This is a genomic window from Microthrixaceae bacterium, assembly GCA_023957975.1.
Classification (GTDB): domain Bacteria; phylum Actinomycetota; class Acidimicrobiia; order Acidimicrobiales; family Microtrichaceae; genus JAMLGM01.
On record JAMLGM010000002.1, the window covers coordinates 166,736 to 191,953 of the forward strand.

22 protein-coding genes are annotated in these 25,218 nt (G+C 66.6%); 21 read left to right on the plus strand and 1 reads right to left on the minus strand.

The features are described 5' to 3' along the window. Positions 1-12: 12 nt before the first annotated feature. The 21 genes from M9952_03480 (at position 13) to M9952_03580 (ending at position 23,576) form a co-directional block, all read left to right on the plus strand. A complete protein-coding gene (locus M9952_03480; GenBank protein ID MCO5311981.1) occupies positions 13-384 on the plus strand; it encodes a YraN family protein in 372 nt (123 codons plus the stop codon). A gap of 225 nt (positions 385-609) precedes the next feature. Continuing rightward, positions 610-1,359 (plus strand): YceH family protein, encoded by a 750-nt coding sequence (locus tag M9952_03485; protein MCO5311982.1) that lies wholly within the window; start codon positions 610-612, stop codon positions 1,357-1,359. Between the two features lie 175 nt (positions 1,360-1,534). After that, the gene (locus M9952_03490) at positions 1,535-3,058 is read left to right on the plus strand and encodes a YifB family Mg chelatase-like AAA ATPase (protein ID MCO5311983.1); all 1,524 of its coding nucleotides are present in this window, start codon (positions 1,535-1,537) and stop codon (positions 3,056-3,058) included. After that, the gene (locus M9952_03495; protein MCO5311984.1) at positions 3,055-4,422 is read left to right on the plus strand and encodes a DNA-protecting protein DprA; all 1,368 of its coding nucleotides are present in this window, start codon (positions 3,055-3,057) and stop codon (positions 4,420-4,422) included. Before M9952_03490 ends, M9952_03495 begins: the two co-directional genes overlap by 4 nt. A 110-nt stretch (positions 4,423-4,532) precedes the next feature. After that, positions 4,533-5,537: a hypothetical protein gene (locus tag M9952_03500; GenBank protein ID MCO5311985.1), complete on the plus strand. Its 1,005-nt coding sequence runs from the start codon at positions 4,533-4,535 to the stop codon at positions 5,535-5,537. Then, positions 5,534-7,417 (plus strand): substrate-binding and VWA domain-containing protein, encoded by a 1,884-nt coding sequence (locus tag M9952_03505; protein MCO5311986.1) that lies wholly within the window; start codon positions 5,534-5,536, stop codon positions 7,415-7,417. Before M9952_03500 ends, M9952_03505 begins: the two co-directional genes overlap by 4 nt. Further along, entirely contained in the window at positions 7,417-8,307 is an 891-nt protein-coding gene (locus tag M9952_03510; protein ID MCO5311987.1) for a hypothetical protein, read from the plus strand. The genes M9952_03505 and M9952_03510 overlap by 1 nt, the downstream gene beginning before the upstream one ends. A 171-nt stretch (positions 8,308-8,478) precedes the next feature. After that, positions 8,479-9,300 carry a tyrosine-type recombinase/integrase gene (locus M9952_03515; protein ID MCO5311988.1) on the plus strand — a complete coding sequence of 274 codons (822 nt, stop codon included), beginning with the start codon at positions 8,479-8,481 and terminating at the stop codon, positions 9,298-9,300. 3 nt (positions 9,301-9,303) lie between these two features. Continuing rightward, positions 9,304-10,098, plus strand: a complete 795-nt coding sequence (whiG, locus tag M9952_03520; GenBank protein MCO5311989.1) for an RNA polymerase sigma factor WhiG — start codon at positions 9,304-9,306, stop codon at positions 10,096-10,098. A gap of 35 nt (positions 10,099-10,133) precedes the next feature. Continuing rightward, complete coding sequence (locus M9952_03525) at positions 10,134-10,565, plus strand: ankyrin repeat domain-containing protein (GenBank protein MCO5311990.1); 432 nt, start codon at positions 10,134-10,136, stop codon at positions 10,563-10,565. Between the two features lie 92 nt (positions 10,566-10,657). After that, positions 10,658-11,170: a peptidoglycan DD-metalloendopeptidase family protein gene (locus M9952_03530; protein MCO5311991.1), complete on the plus strand. Its 513-nt coding sequence runs from the start codon at positions 10,658-10,660 to the stop codon at positions 11,168-11,170. 199 nt (positions 11,171-11,369) lie between these two features. After that, positions 11,370-12,311 carry a 30S ribosomal protein S2 gene (gene rpsB / locus M9952_03535; GenBank protein MCO5311992.1) on the plus strand — a complete coding sequence of 314 codons (942 nt, stop codon included), beginning with the start codon at positions 11,370-11,372 and terminating at the stop codon, positions 12,309-12,311. A 68-nt stretch (positions 12,312-12,379) separates the two neighbouring features. Continuing rightward, a complete protein-coding gene (gene tsf, locus M9952_03540) occupies positions 12,380-13,168 on the plus strand; it encodes a translation elongation factor Ts (GenBank protein ID MCO5311993.1) in 789 nt (262 codons plus the stop codon). Between the two features lie 4 nt (positions 13,169-13,172). Then, entirely contained in the window at positions 13,173-13,904 is a 732-nt protein-coding gene (gene pyrH, locus M9952_03545) for a UMP kinase (protein MCO5311994.1), read from the plus strand. Between the two features lie 110 nt (positions 13,905-14,014). Next, positions 14,015-14,584: a ribosome recycling factor gene (gene frr, locus M9952_03550; GenBank protein ID MCO5311995.1), complete on the plus strand. Its 570-nt coding sequence runs from the start codon at positions 14,015-14,017 to the stop codon at positions 14,582-14,584. Further along, entirely contained in the window at positions 14,584-16,569 is a 1,986-nt protein-coding gene (locus tag M9952_03555; protein ID MCO5311996.1) for a phosphatidate cytidylyltransferase, read from the plus strand. Before frr ends, M9952_03555 begins: the two co-directional genes overlap by 1 nt. Positions 16,570-16,831: 262 nt before the next feature. After that, on the plus strand, positions 16,832-18,004 hold the full coding sequence (dxr, locus tag M9952_03560) for a 1-deoxy-D-xylulose-5-phosphate reductoisomerase (protein MCO5311997.1): 1,173 nt from the start codon (positions 16,832-16,834) through the stop codon (positions 18,002-18,004). Then, positions 18,001-19,695: a site-2 protease family protein gene (locus tag M9952_03565; protein ID MCO5311998.1), complete on the plus strand. Its 1,695-nt coding sequence runs from the start codon at positions 18,001-18,003 to the stop codon at positions 19,693-19,695. Before dxr ends, M9952_03565 begins: the two co-directional genes overlap by 4 nt. Before the next feature lie 45 nt (positions 19,696-19,740). Further along, positions 19,741-20,964: a flavodoxin-dependent (E)-4-hydroxy-3-methylbut-2-enyl-diphosphate synthase gene (gene ispG / locus M9952_03570; GenBank protein ID MCO5311999.1), complete on the plus strand. Its 1,224-nt coding sequence runs from the start codon at positions 19,741-19,743 to the stop codon at positions 20,962-20,964. Between the two features lie 191 nt (positions 20,965-21,155). Then, positions 21,156-21,920, plus strand: a complete 765-nt coding sequence (locus tag M9952_03575) for a hypothetical protein (protein MCO5312000.1) — start codon at positions 21,156-21,158, stop codon at positions 21,918-21,920. Between the two features lie 156 nt (positions 21,921-22,076). Further along, a complete protein-coding gene (locus M9952_03580; GenBank protein ID MCO5312001.1) occupies positions 22,077-23,576 on the plus strand; it encodes a DUF222 domain-containing protein in 1,500 nt (499 codons plus the stop codon). Positions 23,577-23,720: 144 nt separating this feature from the next. Here M9952_03580 and M9952_03585 read toward each other — a convergent pair whose 3' ends face one another. Continuing rightward, positions 23,721-25,217 (minus strand): aldehyde dehydrogenase family protein, encoded by a 1,497-nt coding sequence (locus M9952_03585; protein MCO5312002.1) that lies wholly within the window; start codon positions 25,215-25,217, stop codon positions 23,721-23,723. Position 25,218 lies beyond the last annotated feature (1 nt).

Sequence of the window (25,218 nt, forward strand, 5' to 3'; positions counted from 1 at the left end):
GCAAGGGGAGACATGTCGACACAACGTTCAACGATTGGCCGCGATGGAGAAACCGTCGCGGCCAATTGGTATCTGAGGGCGGGATACGAAATCGAGGCTCGGAACTGGCACTGCCGCGAGGGCGAACTCGACATCGTCGCCCATCGCATCGACGAACGCGGAGTCGCCTGCGTCGTGGTGTGCGAGGTCAAGACCCGATCGTCGGCTCGATTCGGATCGGCGGCCGAGGCGGTGACCCGGTCGAAGCAGTACAAGATCCGTGCCGCGACGGTGCGTTACCTCGCTCAACGCGATGGCGGGCCGTGTTCGATCCGCTTCGACGTTGCGGTCGTCGATCGATCACCGCACGGGTATGGAGTGCGTGTGATCGAGGGTGCGTTCTGAGCGGGGCCCGGGTCAGCGCCAACCCTTCCAGCGCGGCAACCCTGCCGGCGCGGCGTCAGATTCCGGTGCCGAGCAAGGCCCAGGCCACCGCGGCGACGGCGATCGCCACGGCGGCGACGATGAGCCAGACATCGATCGGGCGGCGTTTGTACTTGTGGTGCGGGTTGAACCCCATGGTGAACCTCGGTGCCCTCGCAGCGATAGGACCCCCAGTATTGTGCGGACATGAGCGACCTTTCGACCCCCGACGATCCGGCAGCAGAGAACGGCGCCGGGGGCGGTGATGAGACCGCCGGGATGCTGACCGAGGAGCAGGCTCGTGTGCTCGGCAGCCTGATCGAGAAATCGCGCACCACCCCCGACGACTACCCGCTGACGGCGAACGCGTTGATGCGTGCGTGCAACCAGAGCACCTCGCGCGACCCCGTGGTGAACTACGACCAGCGCCAGGTCGAACGGGTCGTCGCGGAGTTGAAGGCGATGGGGCTCGTCCGGTTCGTCCACATGGCGACCGGTCGTGCGGTGACCAAGTACCGACACGTGGTCGATGAGGCGTGGGGACTCGACCCGCAGGAGACCGCGATCGTCGGATTGTTGTTGTTGCGCGGCGCCCAGACGGTTCCGGAACTGAAGTCGCGTTCGGAGCGCTATGGCGGGATTGAGTCGCTTGAACAGGCGGCCACCACGCTGCAACGCCTGGCGGATCGACCCGAAGGATGGGTCGTGCGGCTCGACCGCCAGGTCGGCCAACGCGAGGACCGCTGGACGCACACCTTTCACGGAACTCCGCTCATCTCGGCCGGTGAGGGCGGCGATCGGCCAGGCGGCGGCGCCGGAGCGGCACGCGGTGCAGCGTCGCAGTTGGCCACAGAACAGGCTGCTCGCATCGAGGCCTTGGAATCCGAGGTGGCGCGACTCGCTGCACTGCTCGCCGAGGTGCGCAGCGAACTCGGCCTCGACAGCGCCGAGGGGTGAGCCAGTCATAGGACCGGTCAGACCGACCCGATCGAGGACACGTCCATTCTGAGTGTCATGGGTCGGCGATACGCTTCGGTCGTCATCTCATCGGGGACGGTGTCGGCCCCGACTCGCAGCTTCGCTGCCTCACGTTCACGAATCTCGGCCCAGGCTCGGGCCGCTGGAGGCAGCGATGTTGGCAACAGTGCAGGCGGCGACCCTTTTGGGCGTGCGGGGCTCGCCGGTTCGAGTCGAGGTTCACGTCAGCAACGGAATCCCTGGGCTGAACATCGTCGGGCTTCCGGACGCCTCGTGTCGCGAGGCCCGAGACCGGGTTCGCGCCGCGGTCATCACCAGCGGGTTCAAGTGGGGCGAGTTTCGCGTCACGGTGAACCTTGCCCCTTCCGCGATTCGCAAGGTCGGTTCGGGCCTCGATCTCGCGATCGCCGTCGGATTTCTGCGGGCGACCAAGCAGGTCCCCAACCCCGAATGCGGCGACGACTCGATGGCCTTTCTGGGCGAACTCGGCCTCGACGGAACGCTGCGGCAGATCGTGGGGGTCGTCCCTCTGGCCGCGTGCATCGAGACCCCCGAGCTCGTCGTGCCGCCACGCAACGCCCGCGAAGCTCAGGTGCTTTCGCGCCACCGAGTTCTCACCGCGGAGTCCTTGGGCGAGGTGGTCGCCTGTCTGAAGGGTGACTCGCCGTGGGGTGTTCCTGGGCCGATGGAGCCCGACCCGACCCCGCCGCCTCCCGACCTGGCCGACGTGCGAGGCAATCGCTTTGCCCGGTTCGCACTCGAGGTGGCGGCTGCTGGTGGCCATCACCTGCTGTATGTCGGCCCGCCAGGGAGCGGCAAGACGATGTTGGCCGAGCGCATGCCCGGAGTGCTCGGCCGGCTCAGCGCGGATGAGGCGATCGACGTGACCACCGTCCACAGTGCGGCCGGCGAAACACTCCCCGCCAACGGCCTCATCGAGATGCCGCCCTTTCGAGCGCCGCATCACACGGTGTCGAATGTTGCACTCGTCGGCGGAGGGTCGCACGCGCTGCGTCCGGGCGAGATCAGCCTCGCCCACAACGGTGTGTTGTTTCTCGACGAGCTCGGCGAGTTCAGCGCCGTGGCACTCGACGCGCTGCGCCAGCCCCTCGAATCGGGAGTCATCCACATCAGCCGCGCCCATGCGTCGGCGGCCATGCCCGCGTCGTTTCAGCTGATTGCGGCCATGAATCCGTGCCCGTGCGGGTTCGCCGGGGCTCGACGCCAAGAGTGTCGCTGCACCCCTGCGGCGCTCAACCGATACTCACGGCGGTTGTCGGGGCCGCTGCTCGACCGGTTCGATCTACGCCTGCGCGTCGAGCCGACCGACACCATCGACCTGCTGTCGGTCGAGCGTGGCGAGCCGACCGTCGAGGTCGCCGAGCGAGTTGCCAAGGTGCGCGAACGCTCGGCTCGGCGCGGGGCTCGGGTCAATCGGCTCTTGAGCTCGACCGAGTTGGACCGGCTCGTCGGATTGGAGGCTCCGGCGCGCGAATTGCTCGACGATGCGCTGGCCTCGGGAAGGCTGTCGGGCCGTGGGCTTCGGCGGATCAAATCGGTCGGGCTCACCCTCGACGATCTTCGCGGTGGCGACGGCACACTCGATGCGGGAGTGATCGCACACGCGCTCTCGCTGCGAGCGGATCTGCGATTCGGTGAAGCGGCGGTGATGTCGTGAGCGACAACGGGTCGGCGTCGCCGCGCGAGCTGCTGATGGCGAGCACTCAGCCCGGGCCGGGTGCGGGTGCGGGTGCGGGTGTGAGTGTGAGTGTGGGTGCGGATGTGAGTGTGAGTGTGAGCGCGGCGACTGCCACCCACGAGTTGTTCGAGGCGTGGATCGGGCTGAGTGCGCTCGACGGCATCGGCGCTGGAACCATGTGGCAGATCGAGGCGCAAGGCGGGCTCGAGGCAGAGTGGCAACGGCTGATCGGCGGCGGGCCCCCGTCTTTTCGGGTGCGGCAGGAGCATCGAGCCACGTGGGCCCGGCATCTGAGTTCTGCCGCGGTCGAAGAGGTTCGCGCCCAGGCGCGTCGTCACGTCGAGTTCGGCGTGACGCTGACTCGCCACGGGACGGCTGCTCACCCGTCGATCGACATCGGAGACCCACACGTTCCCGCAGTACTCGCGTGGTTGGGAAGTCCGGTGGGTCAGGAGTCGCCCCGGGTCGGCATCGTCGGCACCCGCCGTGCGAGTCGGCTGGGTGCCGAGATCGCAAGCGAACTTGCGGCCGAGCTGACCAGGCGAGGGGTCGCCGTGGTGTCGGGCCTCGCGGCGGGAATCGACGCCGCAGCGCATCGGGGCGCACTCTCGCGCCTGGGATCGTCCGAGCCGGGTCGAGTGGCGGCGGCTGGGGCGCCGACTGGGGCGGCGGCGCCGATCGGGGTGGTGGGCACCGGCCTGGATGTTGCCTACCCGCAGCGAAACACCGACCTCTATGAGCGGGTCTCGTCGGTCGGGGCGCTGTGCAGCGAATACCCCCTGGGAACGGCACCGGCGCCTTGGCGCTTCCCTGCCCGCAACCGCATCCTGGTGGCGTTGTGCGACGTGCTGGTCGTCGTGGAGAGCAGATCGAGCGGGGGGTCGCTCATCACGGCCGGCATCGCCGGAGAGCGCGGGGTTCCGGTGCTCGCCGTTCCCGGCTCGATCCGTTCTCACAACGCCACCGGCACGAACCGTCTGATCGCCGATGGCTGCGCGCCATGTCTCGGTGTGGACGACGTGCTCGACGTTCTGGGCCAGACGACGCCGAGTGTCGGTCACCAGGGAGCATCGAGACGAGGCCACGACATCGCAGCTCCGGAGGCCGGGTCGGGAGCCGGGAACCACTCGGCCGTCGGCCACGGGCCTTCCTCCGCACCGGCAGCGTTGAGTGCGACGGAACTCGACGTCCTCGACGCGCTCGGTTGGGAGCCGGCCAGCATCGAGATGCTGGCGATTCGCTGTTCGGCGCTGTCGTTGGGGGAGGTCACACTCGCGGTTCAACAGCTGCTGCGCAGCGGGGCGGTCGTCGACTCCGACGGGTGGATCGAGCGGAGGAGGTGATGTGCGCTGCCGGACTGGGCAGAGACTGGGTAGCCTGAGCACGTGAATCCTCGGCCCCCGGCGTGCTGCGCACCCGCCGTCGCACCCGCCGTTGCGCACGGCGATACCCGATGAAGGCGGCGATCGGGCGCCTGGCCGCCGTGGCCATCGCCATCGCCATGGTGACCCTGGCGATTTGGTTCGTGCGGCCAGGAGACGATGACGGCACGTCGGGTTCGAGAGGGTCGGGCAGCGGGCGTGGTGACGGAGCCTTCGACCTCGCATGTGCCGAGGACCTTGCCGAACTGTGTGCGGCCGTCGAGAAGGAACTCGACCCGAAGCGGGTCACCGTCGTGGTGGAGACGCCATCGAAGACCATCGAGCGTTACGCGTCGGCCGATCCGCCCCACGCCTGGCTCACGGCCACGCCCTGGCCCGGCCTTGCCGAGGCGCGACTCGCCGAGGCCGGTCGTTCGACGGTGTTTGACGGTGCCGACGAGCGACTGGCGAGTCGCCCGGTCGAAGTCGCGGTCGCACTGGGTAGATGGACCGACGTGGTGCGGGGGAGATGTGGAGCAGTTCCCACCTGGGGCTGTCTGGTCGATGCAGTCGATGAAGGTGCATTGACGATCGGGGTGGCTTCGCCGGAGACGACCGACGGGGTCGCGGCAATTGGAGCACTCGTCGATGGATGGTTCGCCTCGCTCGACCCCCCGCTGAGCAATTACGACATTCTCGATATCGACGAACTTTTCTCCACTCGGCTTCTGGCGCTGCGCGACGGAGCAGGTCGATCACGGCGGTCGCCGCTGGACAGCATCTTGACTGCGGGCGGCTCCTATGGGGCGGTCGTGGTGACCAGTGCGACGATGCGCCTCGGGGCGCTCGGTCGTCAGGGGGATCTCACCGTCCTCACCCCAACCCCCGCAGCGTCGGTTTCGGTCGTACTTGTGGCCTCGAGCGCTGAGGCGCGCCGCGAGGTGCTCAAACGGATTTCCACCGAGAGGATCTCCGAGCTGGCGCGCCGCCAGCAGTGGGGCAACCCCGATGACGACCCCGCCAACGACACCGCGAACGACGGGCTGACCCCGGCCCATATCCTCGACCCTGTGATCACGAAATGGACCCGGCCATGATCCGACGATTTCTCCAGCGCTCAAGCCAACCCGCGGACGGCGGGTCGCGATACCACGGCCGTTCGGCGGTTCTGATGGCGATCGCCGCAACGACGCTGCTGCTCGCCGGCTGCTTCGGCGACGACGGCGACGGCTCGATGTCGTCGGGGTCGGATCTCGAGGATCCCGGCGATTGCGTCGCGGTCGATGTCGCGGTGTCCTCCGAGAAAATCGACCTGTTGAAGGATCTGGCGAGCACGTTCAACGGGCAGAAGAACACCGTTGCGGACGGAACGTGCATCTTCGTGCGGCCCGTGTCGAAGGCCTCCGGTGGTGCGGCGACCCGCCTGGCCGAGGGCTGGGATGAAGACGAGGACGGTCCGCGTCCGGTCATCTGGTCTCCGGCCGCCGCGTCCTGGGGTGCGGTGCTCAACCAGAAGCTGGCCGACCGAGGCCAGCCGGCCATGGCCCCGGCCGACGCTGAACCGCTGATGTTGACGCCGCTCGTCATCGCCATGCCCGAACCGATGGCCGAGGCGCTGGGCTACCCCGACACCCCGATCGGGTGGGCCGACCTCGCCCGCCTCGCCACCGACCCCGAGGGTTGGGCGGCTCACGGCCACCCCGAGTGGGGTGCGTTCCGGTTGGGTAAGACGAACCCGAACTTTTCCACCTCCGGCATTTCCGCCCTCATCGCCCAGACCTACGCCGCGGCAGGAAAGACCGGTGGGCTGAGCACCGAGGACCTCAACAATCCCGCGGTGTTGGAGTTCTCCCGTCAGATCGAGAGTTCGGTCGTCCACTACGGCGACATCACGATGACCTTCCTGAACAACTGGTTTGCCGCCGACCGTCGCGGCACCTCGTTGACCTATGCGTCGGCGGTCGCGGTCGAGGAAAAGTCGGTCATCGACTACAACAGCGGCAACCCCGACGGCGTCTTGAGCGCAGGGGAGACCCCCAGGGAACCGAACGTGAAACTCGTGTCGATCTACCCGACCGAGGGCACGCTGTACTCCGACAGCCCCTTTTACATCCTCGACGCGGAGTGGGTGAGCGACGCGGAACGCGACGGCGCCGAGCAGTTCACCGAGTTCGTGCTCCAAGCCGACAATCAGCGGCGAGTCCTCGACTACGGGTTCCGTCCCGCGAACCCTGCGGTGGCCCTCGGTGCGCCGATCGTGGCGGACAACGGCGTCGACCCGGCACAACCCTCCACACTGCTCGAGGTGCCCGCGCCGTCGGTGATGGTCGACCTGTTGGACCTGTGGGCGGCGAATCGCAAGCAGGCGCGGGTGCTCATCGTGTTGGACGTGTCCGGTTCAATGGGCGACTCGGTGGATGGGGGCGATGGCGACACGAAGCTCGAGTTGGCCAAGGACGCGGTCATCGGCGCGCTGGGCGATTTCAATCCCGGCGACGAGGTGGGGTTGCGAATCTTCAGCACGGGGCTCGGACCGAACGAGGACCTCGACTTTCAAGACCTGCAGCCCATCGAGGCCATCGCCGCCAACGCCGAACGACTCCGCTCGTCGATCCGCTCGTTGGTCCCCGTCGCCGGAACCCCCCTCTACACCGTGGCCAAGGCGGCCTACGACGAGATGCAGCAGGGCTATGACCCGACCAAGATCAATGCCGTCATCTTGTTGACCGATGGGGCCAACGAGGACGGAGACGATAGCGACGACCGTCGCCAGTTGAACGAGCTCGTGGAGTCGTTGCGGGCATCCAGTACGGGCGAGTTGGCCCGACCGATTCGCATGTTCACCGTCGGCTACGGCCAGGGTGCACAAACCGACGTCCTCAACCAGATCGCGTCGGCTTCGGCAGGCGCCGCCTACAACGCGAAGGATGCGTCGACGATCTCAAAGGTCTTCGAGCAGGTGGTGAGCAACTTCTGATGCCCGCGTTTCGCGACCGCTTCTACGCCCCGGCGGTGGCTCGGGCGATGACCTCCTCCTCGGGCATCCTCGCGGCCGGAGCGGGGGCCAGCGCCGGCATCCTCGCCGGTGGCGGGGGCGTTTGGAGCATCGTCGGCGCCGTGGTCGGCGCCCTGGCGGGGTGGGGCGCGCGGGTGGCTACGGCGATTCCGCGCCGTCCAGAGCGCGATCGCTTCGACGTCGACGGTCTCACCGAACCGTGGCGGCACCTGGTGCTCGATGCCCAAGCCGCTCGCGATCAGTTTCTGGAGACGAGTCGCTGGGCCAGGGCCGGCCCCATGCGCGACCGGTTGATGGCGCTCGGCGCACGGATCGAGGCGTCGGTGGGCGAGGTGTACAACGTCGCTCGGGCGGGAGAGGAGCTACTCAGAGCGCGGGCGCGCATCGACACGGCGGCTGCACAGCGCGATCTCGATCGGGTGGGGGCGAAGGCGAGCAGCGGGGTGATGTCGGCGACGACCGAGGCGACGATCCGATCGCTGCAGTCACAGATCGCAGCTGCTCAGCGTATGGACGCGACCATCAATGCCAGCGTCGAGCGCCTCGAGTTTCTCAACGCTCGCCTCGACGAGGTGGTTGCCGCGGGGATCGAGTTGTCGATTTCCTCGGTGGCTCCCGACGAATTCGAGTCGGTCGAGACGATGGTGTCGTCGATTTCCGACGAACTCGAGGCGGTGCGTTCTGCGTTCGAGGACACCCCGACGGGGCGCCCGCAACGCGACGCTGCGGTCGAGTCCCAAGGTTTGGCGCAGCCACAGCTGCAGCCGCAGCCACCATCGCAGCCACAGCCCCAGCCACAGCCGCGGCCGCAAACACAGCCCGGATCGCAAGCGCCACGCCCGCGGCCTTGACGGCGCACCCCGGTAACCGCCGGGTTTCACCGCGGTTCGCGCGAAGAGTGAACGGTCGTGCACGCAGAGCGATGTCAGGTGTACCGTGTCTGCATGGCCTGGGACCTCGACGCATTTGAGCGATCGTTGTTGTCGGTGGCAGCGTCGACCCGCGGCGCATACGTCCGCGACATGGCGGCCTTTGCGCAGTGGGCGGGCGAAGCCGGCAGCGACGCTCCGGAGTCGGTGGATCGCCTGTTGGTGCGGCGGTATCTCGCCGAGCAGGCCGGTCACGGCGTCGCCGCCTCCGCGAAATCACCGGCGACGGTTCGTCGCCGCCTCGCATCGTTGCGTCGCTACTACGGCTGGATGGCCCGACAGGGTCGCATCGAGGTCGACCCGACCTCGAATATTTCGGCACCGCGTGGTGACAAAAAGCTGCCCCGGGTCCTCAGCGCCGACCAGCTGCACCAGATGCTCGACGAATCCGCCGAGTCGCCCCACCGAAGCGACGACCCGGCCAAGCAGGCCCGCGACGACGCGATCCTCGAGCTGCTGTACGGCTCCGGGTTGCGGGTCAGTGAGCTCTGCGGGCTGGGCCCCGACGACATCGACCTGGCTCAGCGGGCCGTCACTGTCTGGGGAAAGGGCGCCAAACAACGACGCGTTCCGATCTCCACGCCAGCCGTCGATGCCCTACACCGCCACCTCCGCGCACGAGATGGCCACACCTCGACCGAAGCGGTCGACCGAGGCGCGTTGTTCGTCAACAACCGAGGTCGACGGCTCACCCCGCGAGACGCTCAGCGAATTCTCGATCGACGCTCGCCGGTTCCCACTCACCCCCACACGTTGCGCCATTCTTTCGCGACTCATCTTTTGGACGGCGGTGCCGATCTAAGAGTCGTTCAAGAGCTGCTCGGGCACTCGGATCTGGCAACCACCCAGATCTACACCCATGTGTCCAAGGAGCGGCTGCGAACGGTGTACGACACGACTCATCCGAGGGCCTGACGCATGCAAGGAAAGCCAACGATCACCGTTGACACCGATATCAATGCCGTGTGGGCTCGATACGCAGACACCCGTGATCCCGGGCTTCGCGATGCGTTGATCCTCAACTACTCACCGCTGGTGAAGTTCGTGGCGGGCCGTGTTGCAGTGGGGTTGCCCCAGAACGTCGAACAGGCCGACCTCGTGAGCTACGGGATGTTCGGCCTCATCGATGCGATCGACAAGTTCGAACCAGAGCGCGGCTTCAAGTTCGAGACCTACGCGATGAGCCGCATCAAGGGCGCCATCCTCGACGAGCTGCGTTCGATCGACTGGGTGCCTCGCTCCGTGCGTTCGAAGGTGCGCGCGGTCGAAAAGGCCTTCGCCAAACTCGAAGCCCGCGAGGGGCGTTCCCCGAGTGAGGAGGAGGTCGCCGCCGAGCTCGGTTGGACCGACGAGCAGTTCAAACAGGTGTTGTCACAGATCTCGGTGACCGGCATGGCGGCGCTCGATGAGATTCTCTCGGTGGGCAGCGAACGCGGTGAGGCCATCACCCTTGGCGACACCATTGCGGATTCGGCCGCGGGACCCACCGGTGTGTTCGAGGTTGCCGAGACCCGCCAACTACTCAGCCAGGCGATCAACGGGATGCCAGAGCGCGAAAAGGTCGTCCTGACGCTCTATTACTACGAGAATCTCACGTTGAACGAGATCGGTCGCGTGCTCGGCGTCACCGAGTCGCGGGTGTGTCAGATCCACACCAAGGCGATGATCCAACTTCGGACCAGGTTGTCGAACCTGGAGCGCGATCACGGCTGAGTTCGCGATCCCCGAGGCTGATACGGTCTCGCCCGATGACCGACGCCCCGTCCGACCCGACGACCGAACCATCCGACGAGCCATCCGATGTCGCGGTGGTGGCATTGGCCCAGAAGTTGTTCGACGCCGCACGCCGCGGTGAGACCGAATTGCTCGCGGCCTACGTCGACGCCGGGGCTCCGGTCGATCTCGCCGGGGCCACCGGCGACACGTTGTTGATGCTCGCCGCCTACCACGGCCACGCCGACACGGTGGTGGCGCTCATCGCCCGCGGCGCGGAGGTCAACGCGCCGAACGCGAAGGGGCAGGTTCCGGTCGCCGGGGCGACGTTCAAGGGATTCTCCGACGTCGTGGAGGTCTTGATTTCGGCCGGAGCGAACCCCGACCTCGGGACGCCGACCGCTCGCGAAACGGCGCGCATGTTCGAACGCTCCGACCTGCTCGCTCTGTTCGATCACACCGACTGAATCCGGGTCACACCCCACAATCGTCACCGCCCGTCGGGCACTCGGAGGCAGACCTCCTCGCAACCATCGAATCTTCGCTGCGAAGGAGTCCCGTGTTCGATCAGATGCTGCAATCCCGCCGTTTCGGCCACCGCCGCCGAGCCGTGGGCATCGTCCTGGTCCTGCTCGCCCAGGTCATCACGCCGATCTTCCTTGCGCCGACCGAGGCGCCGATCGTCGAACGTTTCGACCACGATGCGGGGCGTTACGGGCCCGGAAATCGGGGCATCTCCTTCGAAACCCCCGCCGGATCGGTGGTGAGCGCCATCGGTGACGGGGTCGTGACCTTCGCAGGTCCGGTTGCGGGTGCGGTATGGGTCACGGTCATGCACACCGGCGTCGAGACCGCGACCGCCGGGTACCCCGCCGGCCTGCGTTCGACGGTCGGGCCGATGGCGAGCATCGACGTCGCAGCGGGGGAGCAGGTGATCGCCGGCCAACGCCTCGGTACGAGTGCGGGGCGGGTGGGGCTCACCATTCGCGACGGCGACACCTACCTCGATCCCGAGCCGTTCATCGCCCGGGTGCGCATGACGGCGCGCCTGGTGCCCGTTCCTCCGAGGTGAATCACCGCCCGGATTCGCCGGCAGGTCGAAGCGGATTCGAAGGTGGGGGCGCCGCGGGGACTATGATGGCACCTCGGCGCGGCCACGCTGCCGCGCTCGTACACCTTCCCGTACCTACTACTCAATCAGCACCAGGGCGCATCCCCGGTCGCACCGTCGTGGTGTGCCGCGTCCTGGCCGCCAACCGAAGGGACCTTTCATGACCGCAGTCATCACCATGAAGCAGCTCATCGACGCCGGTGTGCATTTCGGCCACCAGACCCGGCGCTGGAACCCGAAGATGCAGCGCTTCATCCACGGCGAGCAGAACGGCATCTACATCATCGATCTGCGCATCACGATGGAACGCCTGGCACAGGCGTACACCTACGTGCGCGACCTCACCGCCGATGGCGGCACCATCTTGTTCGTCGGCACCAAGCGCCAGGCCCAGGAATCGGTCGAGGGTTGGGCGAACAAGTGCGGCATGCCGTATGTGAACCAGCGCTGGCTCGGCGGCATGTTGACCAACTTCGAGACGATCTCCAAGCGCATCGCCAAGATGAAGGAATACCAGCGCATGCGCGACTCGGGGGAGTTCGAGTCCATGCCGAAGAAGGAAGCGCTGCTGCTGAGCCGTGAACTCGTCAAGCTCGAGCGCAACCTCGGCGGCATGCGCCACCTCGACAAGGCGCCCGATGCGGTGTTCATCCTCGACACCAAGAAGGAAGACATCGCGGTGACCGAGGCGAACAAGCTCGGTATTCCGATCGTCGCGGTGGTCGACACCAACTGCGACCCCGACGTCATCCAGTACGTCATCCCCGGCAATGATGACGCGATCCGCGCCGGCGATCTCATGGCCCGGGTCATCGCGGACGCCGTCGAGGAGGGTCGTCAGATCCGTGCCGCACGCACCGGTCAGCCCGTCGTGATGCCGCGCACCCCGGAAGAGGACGCGGCGAAGGCCCGCGAGCAGGCCGAGGCCCGCCGTCAGGCCGCCGCTGCCGCTGCCGAGCGCGAGGCCCGCGTCGTTGCGGCCAAGGAAGCCTCGACCGAGGCCGCCGCAGAGGCGACCGCTGCAGAGGCGCCTGCTGCAGAGGCACCGGCGGAGGCCGCCACCGAAGCTGCCGCCGATGCCGGCGAGCAGGCCGAGGCCTGATCTGCGAGATCGACGAGATCTCCTTCCCCCACACACAACGAGACGACAACACAAAGTTCAGGAGAGTCATGGCTGATTTCACCGCCAAGGACGTGAAGGCGCTGCGCGACGCGACCGGCGCCGGGATGATGGATGCGAAGAAGGCCCTCACCGAGGCCGACGGCGACGCCCAAAAGGCCGCGCGCCTGCTTCGGGAGAAGGGGCTGACGAAGGTCGCGACGCTCGAAGATCGCGAGAACAACCAGGGTGCCGTGGCCATCGCCCGCGACGGCAACACTGCGGCGCTCGTCGAGCTCAAGGCCGAAACCGATTTCTCGGCGAAGTCCGAAGACTTCGTGGCCCTCGTGGGCAAGCTCGCCGCCGCGGTGCTCGCGGATGGCGAGGCCGCGGTCGAGACCCTTCGATCCGAACTCGAGGACCTCAAGATCTCGAAGAAGGAAAACATCGAACTCGGCAAGGTGGCCCGCTACGAGGCCGCCGAGGGCAACGTGTTGGACTCCTACACCCACGAACAGGACGGCCGCGGCACCGTGGGCGTGCTCGTCGAGATTTCGGGTGCCGATGAGGAACTGGCTCACGAGATCGCGTTGCACATCGCGTTCGCCAAGCCCCAGGCGCTGTCTCGTGACGAGATCGACCCGGCGCTCGTCGAAACCGCACGCGAAGGATTCGAAGAGCTGACCCGCAAAGAGGGCAAGCCGGAACAGGCGATCCCCAAGATTGTCGAGGGCCGCGTGAGCTCGTGGTACGCCGAACGGGTCCTGCCGGAACAGGGCATGTTCGGAGACAAAGAGACGGTCCAGGATCGTCTCGGTCAGGGCAGTATCGTCCGCTTCGCGCTCGCCTCCATCGGTTGATCCCGTGAGCGAAGCCGCCGTCACCCCACGCTGGAACCGGGTTCTGCTGAAGCTGTCGGGCGAAGCCTTCGCCGGCGACGCCGGCTTCGGTATCGACGGCGGCATCGTCGCTGAGCTCGCACAGGCCATCATCGACGTGAAGGCGTCGATGGAGGTCGATATCGCCGTCGTCGTCGGCGGCGGCAACATTTGGCGCGGCATGACCGGCGCCGGCGCAGGCATGGATCGGGCTCAGGCCGATTACATGGGCATGCTGGCGACGGTCATGAACGCGTTGGCGCTCCAGGAGACCCTCGAGCGGCTCGGCCAACCGACCCGGGTTCAGTCGGCCATCCACATGAGTCAGGTCGCCGAGCCCTACATCCGCCGCCGAGCGATCCGGCACCTGGAAAAGGGCCGCGTCGTCATCTTCGCCGGAGGCACCGGCAACCCGTTCTTCACGACCGATACCACCGCCGCGCTGCGAGCGGTGGAGATCGATGCCGGAGCGATCCTGATGGGCAAGAACGGCACCGACGGCGTCTACACCGACGACCCCCGCACCAACGATCAGGCCGAACTGCTCAGCGAGGTCAGCTACATCGAGGTGCTCAACCGTGGCCTCAAGGTGATGGATTCCACCGCCATCACCTTGTGCATGGACAACGAGTTGCCGATCGTGGTGTTTGATCTGCTCGGCGAGCAACTGATCAGCCGCATCCTCTGCGGCGAAAAGATCGGCACGCTCGTTTCCTGACCCCGGGTGCAGTCCGCCTGGCTGGCCGCAGCGGGTGGAGTTGTCGGGGGTCGATCAGGCGATCAGCGCTTGTCACCGCCGAAGGGCGCGAGTGTGTCAGGCTGTGGCGCATGAGTGAAGAGTTTCTTGCCGCGGTGCGTGAGGACGCGGAAGCACGGATGTCCAAGGCGGTTGCCCATGCGCGAAGTGAGTTCGCCTCGATCCGCAGCGGACGGGCGAACCCGGGCCTCGTCGAGCGGATCCAGGTCGATTACTACGGCGCGATGACCCCGCTGCAACAGCTCGCATCGTTCTCGGTACCCGAGGCCCGCCTGTTGGTGGTGAGCCCGTTCGACAAGGGATCGCTGAACGCCATCGAGCGGGCAATTCGCGAATCGAACCTCGGCCTGAACCCGTCCAACGACGGTGTGCAGATTCGCTTGGCGTTCCCAGCGTTGACCGAAGAGCGGCGCAAGGAGTTCGTGAAGATGGCCAAGACCAAGGCCGAGGACGCGAAAACCCAGGTCCGGGCGGCGCGACGCGACGCCCGCAAAGACCTCGATGCGCTTCAGAAGGACGGTGAGATCACCGAGGACGAACTGCGCCGGGGCGAGGATGCGGTCGACAAGTCGACGAAGACCTTCGAGGCCGAGATCGATGTTGCGCTGGAGACCAAGACCGTCGAATTGATGGAGGGCTGATGGCATCGGATGGTTTCGACGAGGAAGAGCAGGTCCGCACCTCTCAACGGCTGCCCACCGAAGGGGTGCGCATCATCGGCGCGCAGGAGGCCGGACAGGCCGTCGGTCGTGCTGCTGACGGGCCGCGTTGGGCCGACGAGGACGACGCTGCGAACGGTTCGAGTTCTGCCTACGGTGCGACGTCGGGCCCGGACGAAATCGATGAGCTCGATGTCGAGGACCTCGCCGGCTCCGCGGCGCGCCGGGGCTACGACGGGATGATCGACACCGACTACGGACAGGTCGACTTCTCCGATGACGAGCCGATCGATTTCGGTGACCCGAATCCGGCTGTAGGTGGTACTGGCGGCGACGCCACCCGCGTCCATCAGACGGTCGACGCTGAGCCGGTGAACCCGGAGCACGCGTTCGAGCTGCCGCACTACTCCGACCCGCCGACCGGACAGGTTCCTCAGGTCGTGCTGGGCGAGGACTCTGACGCCCGCTGGGCCGACCTCGCCGACCAACCTCGCTGGCGGGACACCGAGCATCACTTCGACGAACAAGGGGGCTTCGCAGAACTCGTGTCGGAGGAGGAACGGGTCGCATTGACCGGCGAGCATCGAGCGATTCCGATCGGCTTCGACGACGAGGACCTCGGCCATCCCGACACCACGGACTTCGTCGAGGACCCCGAAGCCGAACTCGATGACGATTATCTCGATGACGACTATCTCGACGACGAGTATCTCGAGGATGGGGCCGGGCGAACGACGGCGACCGCCGTGGGTGCGGGCGCCGGGGAGTCCGATCCCGCGGCTGATGCTCGGTCGCAACGTCCGCTCGTGCGGATCGGCGTGCCGGACGATCCGACGCCGACTCCGGCCGCTGCACCGTTCGACGGTGACCTCGACGACTTCGGGGCCGGCGATCTCGGCGATGACGATCTCGACGACGGCCAGTTCGTTACCGACGGCCGCAGCACCGATGGTCGCGGGGATGATGACTTCGCTGCAGCGCCGGCGCGACCGGTTCGTCGCCGGCCGTCAGAGGCCGACCCTTCGGCCCAGCGTCAACGTCAACAGCGACCGGCCGGGTCGCGTCAGGGGGCGCAGCGTCGGGTCGCACGGGGGGCCGATTCCGGTGATGGTGAGCGAAACCTGCCGCTGGCTGTCGGCGTCGGTGTGGCACTGGTCGTCATCGGCGTGCTCTGTTTCAGCGCCGGTGCTCTGCCGACCACGATTCTCATCACCGTGGTGCTCGCCCTGTGTGCGAAGGAGTTTTTCGAGTCGGTGAACGAGGCGGGGATTCGGGCCTCGGGGATCGTGGGGGTGGTCGCCGTTGCTGGGCTGGCCCTTGCCCCGTTGTGGCAGCGCACGTATGCGTATCCGATCATCGCGGCCTTGACCGTCATCGTCGGCTTCGCGTGGTACACGTTCGCGCAACCGGGAAAGCACATGGTGCGTAACCTCGGCACGACCCTGCTGGGCGTCGCCTACATCGGCGGTCTGGGCAGTTTCGCGACGCTGCTGTTGGGTCAGGCCCGGCTGGTCGAGACCGACAAGACCACCAATCAGGGCATCGGCGTGATCATCGCTGCGGTGATGGTGACGGTGAGCTACGACGTCGGCGCGTACTTCATCGGCAAGTCCTTCGGCCGCACGCCGCTGTCGGCGACGAGCCCGAACAAGACCCAAGAGGGGCTGTTCGGCGGTGTTGCGGTCGCGGTGGTGCTGCCGTTCCTGGTGCTCTGGCTGAGCGAATGGGACCCGGTCGGCGTCGATGCCAAGACCGCGATCGGATTCACCCTCATCTGTGCGTTGATGGCGCCGGTCGGCGACATGTGTGAGTCTGCGCTCAAGCGAGATCTCGGCGTCAAGGACATGGGGAGCCTGTTGCCCGGCCACGGCGGTGTCCTCGACCGCTTCGATGCGCTGTTGTTCGTGCTGCCGACGGCCTACTTCATGGCGCGGCTGCTCGAGCTGGGCACACCGCCCCTGTTCTGATCACGGCTTGATCACGGACTCATCACGGGCTGATCACGGGCTGATCACGGGCTGATCACGGCTCGCCCGCGGGTGAGTCGAGGCGAGCCTGCCCGCCAGCCGCGCCCGCCGGCCGTTCCAGCCGGCGTTCTCCGATAACCAGTGGTCGTGATCACGACCACTGGTTATCGGAGAACGGGTCCGGGGTGGCAGGCGCGGGCTGACACGGTGCTCAGGAGCCAGCGGCCAGAGTGTCCGTACTCGGCGATACGATGCGGGGATCATGACGACGATTGCAGTGATGGGGTCGACCGGTTCGATCGGGACCCAGACCCTTGAGGTCATCGCAACCGATCCGCAGCGGTTTCAGGTCGATTCGCTCGGGGCGTTCGGCGGCAATCTCGATCTCTTGGCCAAACAGGCCAACACGGTTCGTCCACGCGTCGTCGCTCTTGCTGACGACGCCAAGGCCGCGGAACTCAAGGAGCGACTCGATCCAGGGATCGAACTGGTCGCCGGCCCGGATTCGCTTGCGGAGGTGTCCACGGCGGCCGATGTCACGATCAACGGGGTGGTCGGATTCGCCGGTCTCGGCGTGACCATGGAGGTGCTGGGCGCCGGCAAGCGCCTCGGACTCGCCAACAAGGAGTCGTTGATCGCCGCAGGCCCGGTCGTGCAACCGCTGCGTGCAACCCCGGGCGCCGAGCTGATCCCGGTCGACTCCGAGCATTGCGCGATCCACCAATGTCTTCGCTCCGGAGCACAAGGTGCTGGCGGCCCTCGCCTCAAGCGAATCGTGCTCACCGCCTCGGGCGGGCCGTTTCGAGGGCGATCGCTTCGCGAACTCGAGTCGGTGACGGTGCAAGAGGCGCTCGCGCATCCGACCTGGTCGATGGGCCCGAAGATCACCGTCGACTCCTCCACGCTGGTGAACAAGGGCCTTGAGGTGATCGAGGCCCACGAACTGTTCGGCATCGACTACGACCACATCGACGTCGTGGTGCATCCGAGTTCGATCGTCCACTCGATGGCGACGTTCAGCGACGGTTCAACGATCGCCCAGCTGTCGAACCCGACGATGCACCTGCCGATCGGATATGCGCTGGCCTGGCCCGATCGGCTCCCGACCGCCTTCGGCGAAATCGACTGGACACAGCCGCTCGAGCTGCGTTTCGACCCGCCCGACCTCGAGGCGTTCCCGTGCCTTGGTCTTGCCTTCGACGCCGGACGCGCCGGCGGCACCGCTCCAGCCTGGTTCTCCGCGGCGAACGAGGTGGTGGTCGACGCGTTCCTGGCGGGGCGAGTCCGCTGGGTCGACATCGCGGCGCTCAACGCGGCCGCACTCGATGCCTGGGACGGGCTCGCGGCCGACAGCGTCGAAGCCGTTCTGCATGCGGACCGCGAGGCCCGCCGTCACGCCGAGTCATTGCTTCTCAACGCCGAGGTTCCCTCATGACGACTCCGATCGACCACACGGATAATGCGGGCACCGAACCGGCTGGCACCGAACCGGTTGGCACCGAACCGGTTGGCACCGAACCGGTTGCTGCCGCGGCCGCTGCCGCAGCGGTCGATCCCGACGATCTCGGCCGCAGCGGTGTGCGCGGCGAACGCGCCGAAATTGGCAAGCCGTACGTGCGTTGGAGCCGGCTGTCGATTCTCGTCGCCCTGTTGGCAGCGGTGGGCATCTGGCAGGGCTGGCGCACGCTGCTGCTCATCGGCGCCGTCATCGTGATGATCTTCTTCCATGAGCTCGGCCACTTCGTGATGGCGCGGCGTGCTGACATGAAGGTCACCGAGTTCATGATCGGGTTCGGTCCTCGCATCGCTTCGTTTCGCCGCGGTGATGTCGAATACGGGCTCAAAGCCATTCCTGCCGGGGCGTATGTGAAGATCATCGGAATGGCCAACATCGAGGAGGTCGCTCCCGGTGACGAGGACCGAACCTACCGCCAGAAGGGGTATTGGCAGCGCATGGGCGTGGCGGTCGCTGGTTCGGCGATGCACTTCATCATGGCCCTGTTGCTGATCGGATCGTCGCTCGTGTTCATCGGCCTCGGCGATCCGTCGAACTGGATGGTCGACAACATCTCTCCGGGGAGCGCGGCTGAACGTGCCGGGGTGCGGCTTGGCGACAAGGTGGTCGAGTTCGGAGGCGTGAGCGTCGATTCTTGGGCTGCCATGTCGGCAGAGGCACGAGCCAACCCCGACCGCCGAGTCGAGGTGGTGGTCGAGCGCGACGGTGAAAACATCCCGCTCGAGGTTCAGGTGACGTCGCGTTTCGCGGTCGTGGGTCTCAACGGCAACGAGTTTCAGGTCTTCAGCGGCGAAGAAGGTGAGCCGATCGTGTCGGTGCGGCCTCTTAGCGGTGCGGCGAGCGCCGGCATTGTCGACGGTGCACAGATCACGTCGGTGAACGGGCGCCCCGTGGAGAAGTCGGCCGATGTCGTGGCAGCGCTGGAGGACGAAACGCTCGTGCCGACCACCGAGGTCACCTTCGGTCAGGTCGATGCTCAAGGCGCGGCGAGTGAGTCGACGGTGAACTTTGGATCGCGCGTCGGAGTCACCAAGCAGGTCGGGTTCTTCGGAGTGGGGGAGGAGCGTACGATCGTGAAGTACTCGCCCATCGCAGCTGTTCCGAAGTCCTTCGAGTGGTTCGGCGAGGTGGCCAAGGCCTCGGTGGTGGGCGTGTGGAACTTCTTTCGCCCGTCGAACGTGTGGGGCTTCGTCGAGCGCGTGTTCACCACGACCCCGAGCGGGGAATCGACCCGCGACGAACCGGCGCCGAATCGCACGCAGGCCGAGCGGACCATGGAGGACGACGCAAACCGCATGGTCTCCATCGTCGGCGCGGTGGGTCTCGGTTCCCAGCTCACCGAGGATGGGCTCGGCCCGCTGTTGCAGTTCCTCGCCCTGCTCAACATGGCGATCGGCATCTTCAACCTGATCCCGCTGCCCCCGTTCGACGGCGGCCATGTCCTGATCGGCACCTACGAAAAGATCCGGGAGTTGTTGCGTCGCGACGGTCGTCGGTATCTCGCCGACTACGCCAAGATCATGCCGGTCGCGACAGGTGTGGTGATCATCATGGCGGCGATCGGGCTGATGGCCATCTATCTCGATATTGCAGATCCGGTGCAGATTTGAGCCGCTGGGTCATGATCGTCGTTCAGACTCGGTAGGTTCAGTCCCATGGAAGCCGGTTCGATCTCGTTCCCCCGTCGCAATACCCGCCAGGTGATGGTCGGCAAGGTGCCGGTCGGTGGTGGCGCGCCGATTTCGGTGCAGTCGATGACGACCACAAAGACTGCGGATGTCGATGGCACGCTGCAGCAGATCTACGCCCTCGCGGCTGCCGGCTGCGACATCGTGCGCTGTACCTGCAACGAACAGGAGGCGGCCGAGGGGCTGGCCCGCATCGTGCCGCGCAGCCCGGTGCCGATCGTCGCCGACATCCATCACCAATACAAGATGGCACTCGCTGCGCTCGAGGCCGGAGTGGCCTGCCTTCGGTTGAACCCGGGCAACATCCGCAAGCCCGAACACATCAAGTTGGTGGCGGCCGAATGTCGTGACCGGGGCGTGCCCATCCGTATCGGGGTGAACGGGGGTTCGCTCGACCCGGATCTGTATGAGAAGTACGGCGGCAAGGTCACCCCCGAGGCGATGGTCGAGTCGGCGATGACCGAGCTTCGCTACTTCGAGGAGGTCGGCTTCGATGACGTGAAGATCTCGGTGAAGGCGTCGAATGTTCCGCTGATGATCGCCGCATACCGCATGCTGGCCGACGCCTGCGACTACCCGCTGCATCTCGGCGTGACCGAGGCGGGGCCCGGAAGTAGCGGGCTGCTGAAGGCGACGGCGGGGATCGCCACGTTGCTCGCGGAGGGCATCGGCGACACGATCCGCTATTCGCTCACCGCCGATCCGGTGGAGGAGGCCCGTGCCGGCCGCCAACTGCTCGAGGCGCTGGGGTTGCGTGAGCGCAAGAACGTCGACCTCATCGCCTGCCCGAGTTGTGGCCGTGCCGAGGTCGACGTGATCGCGGTGGCAGAGGCGGCACAACGGGCGTTCGGCGATCGCCAGATTCCGCTGCAGGTTGCGGTGATGGGCTGCGTTGTGAACGGTCCGGGTGAGGCCCGCGACGCCGATATCGGCATCGCTGCGGGCAACAAGCGTGGTCACCTGTTCGTGCGAGGTACCAACGTCGCGGTTGTGCCGGAGGACGAGATGGTCGACACGCTCGTCGAATGGGCGGAGTTCATCGTCGAACACGGCGTTGAGCGCGCGCTCGAGCGCGGTGATCTGCAGGCGGCGAAGGAGGCGGCCGAACGCGATCGCCTGCAACTGCTCGACGACAAGGGCGCGGATGCGAACGCCTCGGAGCAGCGGGTCGAATTGATCCGCAAGCTGTGATGGGTCCGCGGTTGGGGTCGGGTTCGCCGGCGGTCCGGGTGTCTGCAGTCGCTTTGTCGGCGGTGTTCGTCTGCGCAATGGCGACGGCATGCGGCGGCGATGACGACGCGGGGGTTCCTGCTTCGACGACCGAGTTCGTCATGCCCACGACGACGTCCACATCCGGTTCAGAGCCGGGCGTGGAGCCAGATGTGGAGTCGGGTTTGGAGGGCGACGAGGACGTATCCGACGGCGATTTCTACGCTGAGTTGGGATTCACCGACGAGGAGATTTCCTGTCTCCTCGCAAGCCCCATCCACGCCGACCTGATCTCGGCGCCGGCGATCTCGGCGCCGGGCGACCCGACACCGTCGAGTGTGCTGTTGCACTACGAAGGGGCAACGTCGCCGGTCGTCATCTCCATGTCGCTCACGACCAGTACGGCGGTCGAGGCACAGGTGCTGGCGCAGCTTGCTGGCGACTGCGCCAGCGCAGACCAGTTGAATGTGCTCGCCGCGGCCAACGGGGAGGCGCTCGATGCTCAGGTCATCGACGAGATACTCCCGGAGTACCTCGCCTCCCGGCGGCTCGACGGGGCCGACGACACTGAGTTGGCGTGTCTCGACACGGCGTTTCGGAGCGCACCGGCGTTCCTTGGCCCGGTCGTGGACGCCCCTGCGCTGATCGAATCGGCCTGTGCGTCTGCCGAGCGCCGCGGGGCTTGGCGGCAGTCGGCCCTTCGTCGGGGATTGTCGGTCACCGACGCAACCTCCGCGGAGACCGACTGCCTGATCGCCACACCCGATGATCTTGCGGCACTTGATTCGGTGCTCGCTGCAATCGAGGTCGAGGGCGGAAGCAACGTCGAACTTCTCGACGACGCCTCGACAACGTGTGTGTCCGCACGACGCCTGGGAGTTATTGGTGCCCAGATTGCCGAGCAAGGCGGTGACTTCGGGGTCGAGCAGCTGAGCTGACGAGGCCCCTCGCTGGTGCAGGATTGACCGTTGTTGGCCGCTCTGGCCGCTGTTGCTGGGGTGCCTGGCTTTGATTTCCAGCGATTCTCGAGAATTCTCGAGGATTCTCGGCGTCTCGGGGCTTCGTTGTCGGGGGTTCCGTTTAGTATCAAACGCATGTTCGAGGGCTTCGACAGCGAACTGAATAACCTGGGTTCCGGGATCGACGATGTGACGGTCCTGTTCGAGCTGCAACGCCGTTTGGATCTACACATGATCGACGTGTTGGGCGAACTGGACGCTGTTGGGATGACCGACATCGTCGAAGGCCTGTCCACCAAAGCGTGGGTGTCGAAGACCGCTCGTTGTTCCGGGGTGACCGCGGCGCGACGGGTGTCGGTGGCTCGGGCGGTGCGGCGCCGGTATCGACCCGACGTGTTGGACCGGCTCCGCTCCGGTGTTGCGGGGTTTGATCACCTGGTCGTGATCGGACGGTGGTCGAACCCGAGGATCGAACCCACCTGGTCCGACAACGCCGGACCAATGCTGGACCTCGCGGAACATTTGACGTTCGCGAAATGGGAGAAAGTCATCGCCGCGTTGGCACGCCTCGTCGACACCGACGGCACCGAACCCGCCCCACCAGCAGAAGAGTCCTGGCTCGACCTGCGCGACATCCACGGCCCCGACGGTGTCATCGGTGTGGAAATCGTCGGAGAGTTCTTCGGCGACTACGCGGAGGTTGTACGCCAGGCCATCACCGACGCCACCGCACGTCACCGCAAACAGGTCCGCAACGACGCTGAACAGTTCGACCGGTCACCGACGACATCAGAATCCCAACTACGGGCGAAAGCGTTGATGGACCTGTGCCGGTTCGGCACCCAGTTCACCCTGTCGGGTAACTACCGGCCAGGAACCGCCGAAGTCACCATCATCTTGCAGGCCGACGAACACGGTAAACCACGCGCGTATTCGCCTACGGGTGATCCACTCACCGCGGACGTGATCGAACGGATGATGTGTGACCCAGAACTACGTGCCGTGCTGTTGGACTCGTTGGGCCAACCGCTCGATGTTGGCCATAGCGTCCGGTTGGCGACCGATGCTCAACGCGCCGCACTCGCCGCACGCGACGGGGGGTGTTGTTTCCCCGGCTGCGAAGCACCCGCCCACCACACCGAAGCCCACCACGTCCGCCATCACCGCAACGGCGGCGCAACCGCGGTCAACAACCTGGCGTGTCTGTGCCCACACCACCACGGACTCGTACACCGCGTCGGATGGGCCATGCACATCACCACCGACGGATGGACCCTCTACACCCACCCCTGCGGGATCACGATCTGGGGACAACAACACGGCGTACAACGCCAAGGCCCCCTCCCCGAAGAACTCAACACCCAACCCGAACCACCGGCCCGACCGAAGGTGAAAGTCCGCGGCGGAACCGTCGATCTCGCTGACGCGATCGCCACCATCCGCCGCCGCTACGACCGCATGGCCGCCACCCCCGACACCCGCATGTACCGACCCCACGACGCCCGCCGGTCAAACACAGGCCGCAACTCGGGCCGGAGCAGCCGAACCGGCGGAGCGACGAGGGCCGGGCGCCCCACAGTCGGGCAACTCTCACTCACCCCGACCAAACCACCCCAACCACCGATACGCCAATGAACCGGCGAGCGAGTTCCGGGTACTCGTCTTTGGTGACTCACCCGCATCCGCGGGCCGTTGACGCGCGCCGGTTCGCGCTCCTGTGTCGTTGGCGATGGCTCGGGTCGGCCAGTGTCGTCGGCCAGTGTCGTCGGCCCGAGCCGCCTACCGGTGGACGCTCGGGTCGCTCTGGGTGACCCGGGTGCGCACGGCATAGACGGAGTCGCCGCTCAAGACGCCGCCGCGGCCGAACAGGCGCCCCGCCTCCCAGTTCGACAGTCCGAGTTCGGGTTTGCCGAGCGCGTACTGACCATCCACCCAGCGGGTGAACCCGTTGCCGACAAAGGGCGCGTCGATCAATTCGTAGAAGCGATCCTGTTCGCTGTCGTCGGAGCTGATGAGCGAAACGACGAAGTGGGGCGAGTGGGCGTTGAACAACTCGATGGCCTCGTCGGTCGAGTCGACGACGACGAGGGAGATCTCGGGCGACTCCTCCCATTCCCACTCGGTGCCGAGCGAGCCGAGGGCGATCGGCTCGGCGCCTGGCTCCTCGACGGCGCCCTCCGCTCGCGTGATGGCGGTGGTCTCGAACCACACGGCATCGACATAGTCCTCGGCGCCGGGGGCGACATGCAGCTTCGGGTTGGTGCCCCGACGCTCGGCCGCGGAGCGCAACGAGGACAGCACCGCGGGGACGAGTTCTTCGGCCCGGTCCTTCACGACGGCGGCGACATTGAGGGTGTTGCACACCTTGCGATCGAGGGAATGCAACACCGCCTGCGACAATGCACCGGCGTCTGCGGTGGAGTCGGCAACCATCCAGGCGCCGCCGGTGCCGTGCAGGCTCACCGGGTTGCCGGCCTCGCGGGCGACCGTTCCCAACTGTGCGACCGCCGGCCCCGAGCCGCGCGCCACCGCCAGTCCCAGGCGAGGGTCGGCGAACATCGCCCAGCCCGCCGCGTGCGCGGCGGACTCGACGAGCGACGCCGCGCCCTCGGGCAACCCCGCCTCGGCAAGCGCAGGGTTGAGTGCGTGGGAAACGATCGCCTTCGCGGTGCCGAGCGCGTCGGAACCGATGCGAAAGACCACGGTGTTGCCCGATCGGATGACCCCGCAGGCATCGGCGAAGACATTGGGGCGACCTTCGAACACGAACCCGACGACGCCGAGTCCGGCGCGCCGCAACTCGACCTGCCAGCCCTCGTGTTGCACGGTCTCGAGCACCGATCCGCGACCAGAGGGCGCCGCCGCCCACGAGCGGAGCCCCTCGGCCATGTCGGCTCGCATCGTGTCCGAGAGCACCAGGCGAGTGGTCGAACGTCCCTTGACCTTCGCGGCCTCGACATCGGCGGCGTTGGCCTCGGCGATCGGAGCGAAGGCGGCGTCGTCGCCGAGCCGCCGGGCGAACGCCTCGAAGAACGCGGTGATCTGCTCGTCGCTGACGGCGCCCATCCTTGCGAACGCATCGACAGCAGCACCGACGGCACGTCCGGCGATCTCGGCCTCCGCTGCAGGAATGTGCAACACGGCGTCGCCGGCGACGGTGAGGCGATCGCCGGGTTGCCATGCCGCAGCGAGTTCGGGGGTGACGCGAATGACGCGGTCGCCGCCAGCGAGAATCGCCATCCCGGCGGTGAGCGTGGTGAGGGCTTCGGTGGTCATG

Coding starts and splice junctions, on each gene's coding strand:
- M9952_03480 (MCO5311981.1), top strand. CDS start 13: ATGTCGACACAACGTTCAACGATTGGCCGCGATGGAGAAACCGTCGCG.
- M9952_03485 (MCO5311982.1), top strand. CDS start 610: ATGAGCGACCTTTCGACCCCCGACGATCCGGCAGCAGAGAACGGCGCC.
- M9952_03490 (MCO5311983.1), top strand. CDS start 1,535: ATGTTGGCAACAGTGCAGGCGGCGACCCTTTTGGGCGTGCGGGGCTCG.
- M9952_03500 (MCO5311985.1), top strand. CDS start 4,533: ATGAAGGCGGCGATCGGGCGCCTGGCCGCCGTGGCCATCGCCATCGCC.
- M9952_03505 (MCO5311986.1), top strand. CDS start 5,534: ATGATCCGACGATTTCTCCAGCGCTCAAGCCAACCCGCGGACGGCGGG.
- M9952_03510 (MCO5311987.1), top strand. CDS start 7,417: ATGCCCGCGTTTCGCGACCGCTTCTACGCCCCGGCGGTGGCTCGGGCG.
- M9952_03515 (MCO5311988.1), top strand. CDS start 8,479: ATGGCGGCCTTTGCGCAGTGGGCGGGCGAAGCCGGCAGCGACGCTCCG.
- whiG (MCO5311989.1), top strand. CDS start 9,304: ATGCAAGGAAAGCCAACGATCACCGTTGACACCGATATCAATGCCGTG.
- M9952_03525 (MCO5311990.1), top strand. CDS start 10,134: ATGACCGACGCCCCGTCCGACCCGACGACCGAACCATCCGACGAGCCA.
- rpsB (MCO5311992.1), top strand. CDS start 11,370: ATGACCGCAGTCATCACCATGAAGCAGCTCATCGACGCCGGTGTGCAT.
- tsf (MCO5311993.1), top strand. CDS start 12,380: ATGGCTGATTTCACCGCCAAGGACGTGAAGGCGCTGCGCGACGCGACC.
- frr (MCO5311995.1), top strand. CDS start 14,015: ATGAGTGAAGAGTTTCTTGCCGCGGTGCGTGAGGACGCGGAAGCACGG.
- M9952_03555 (MCO5311996.1), top strand. CDS start 14,584: ATGGCATCGGATGGTTTCGACGAGGAAGAGCAGGTCCGCACCTCTCAA.
- dxr (MCO5311997.1), top strand. CDS start 16,832: ATGACGACGATTGCAGTGATGGGGTCGACCGGTTCGATCGGGACCCAG.
- M9952_03565 (MCO5311998.1), top strand. CDS start 18,001: ATGACGACTCCGATCGACCACACGGATAATGCGGGCACCGAACCGGCT.
- ispG (MCO5311999.1), top strand. CDS start 19,741: ATGGAAGCCGGTTCGATCTCGTTCCCCCGTCGCAATACCCGCCAGGTG.
- M9952_03580 (MCO5312001.1), top strand. CDS start 22,077: ATGTTCGAGGGCTTCGACAGCGAACTGAATAACCTGGGTTCCGGGATC.
- M9952_03585 (MCO5312002.1), bottom strand. CDS start 25,217: ATGACCACCGAAGCCCTCACCACGCTCACCGCCGGGATGGCGATTCTC.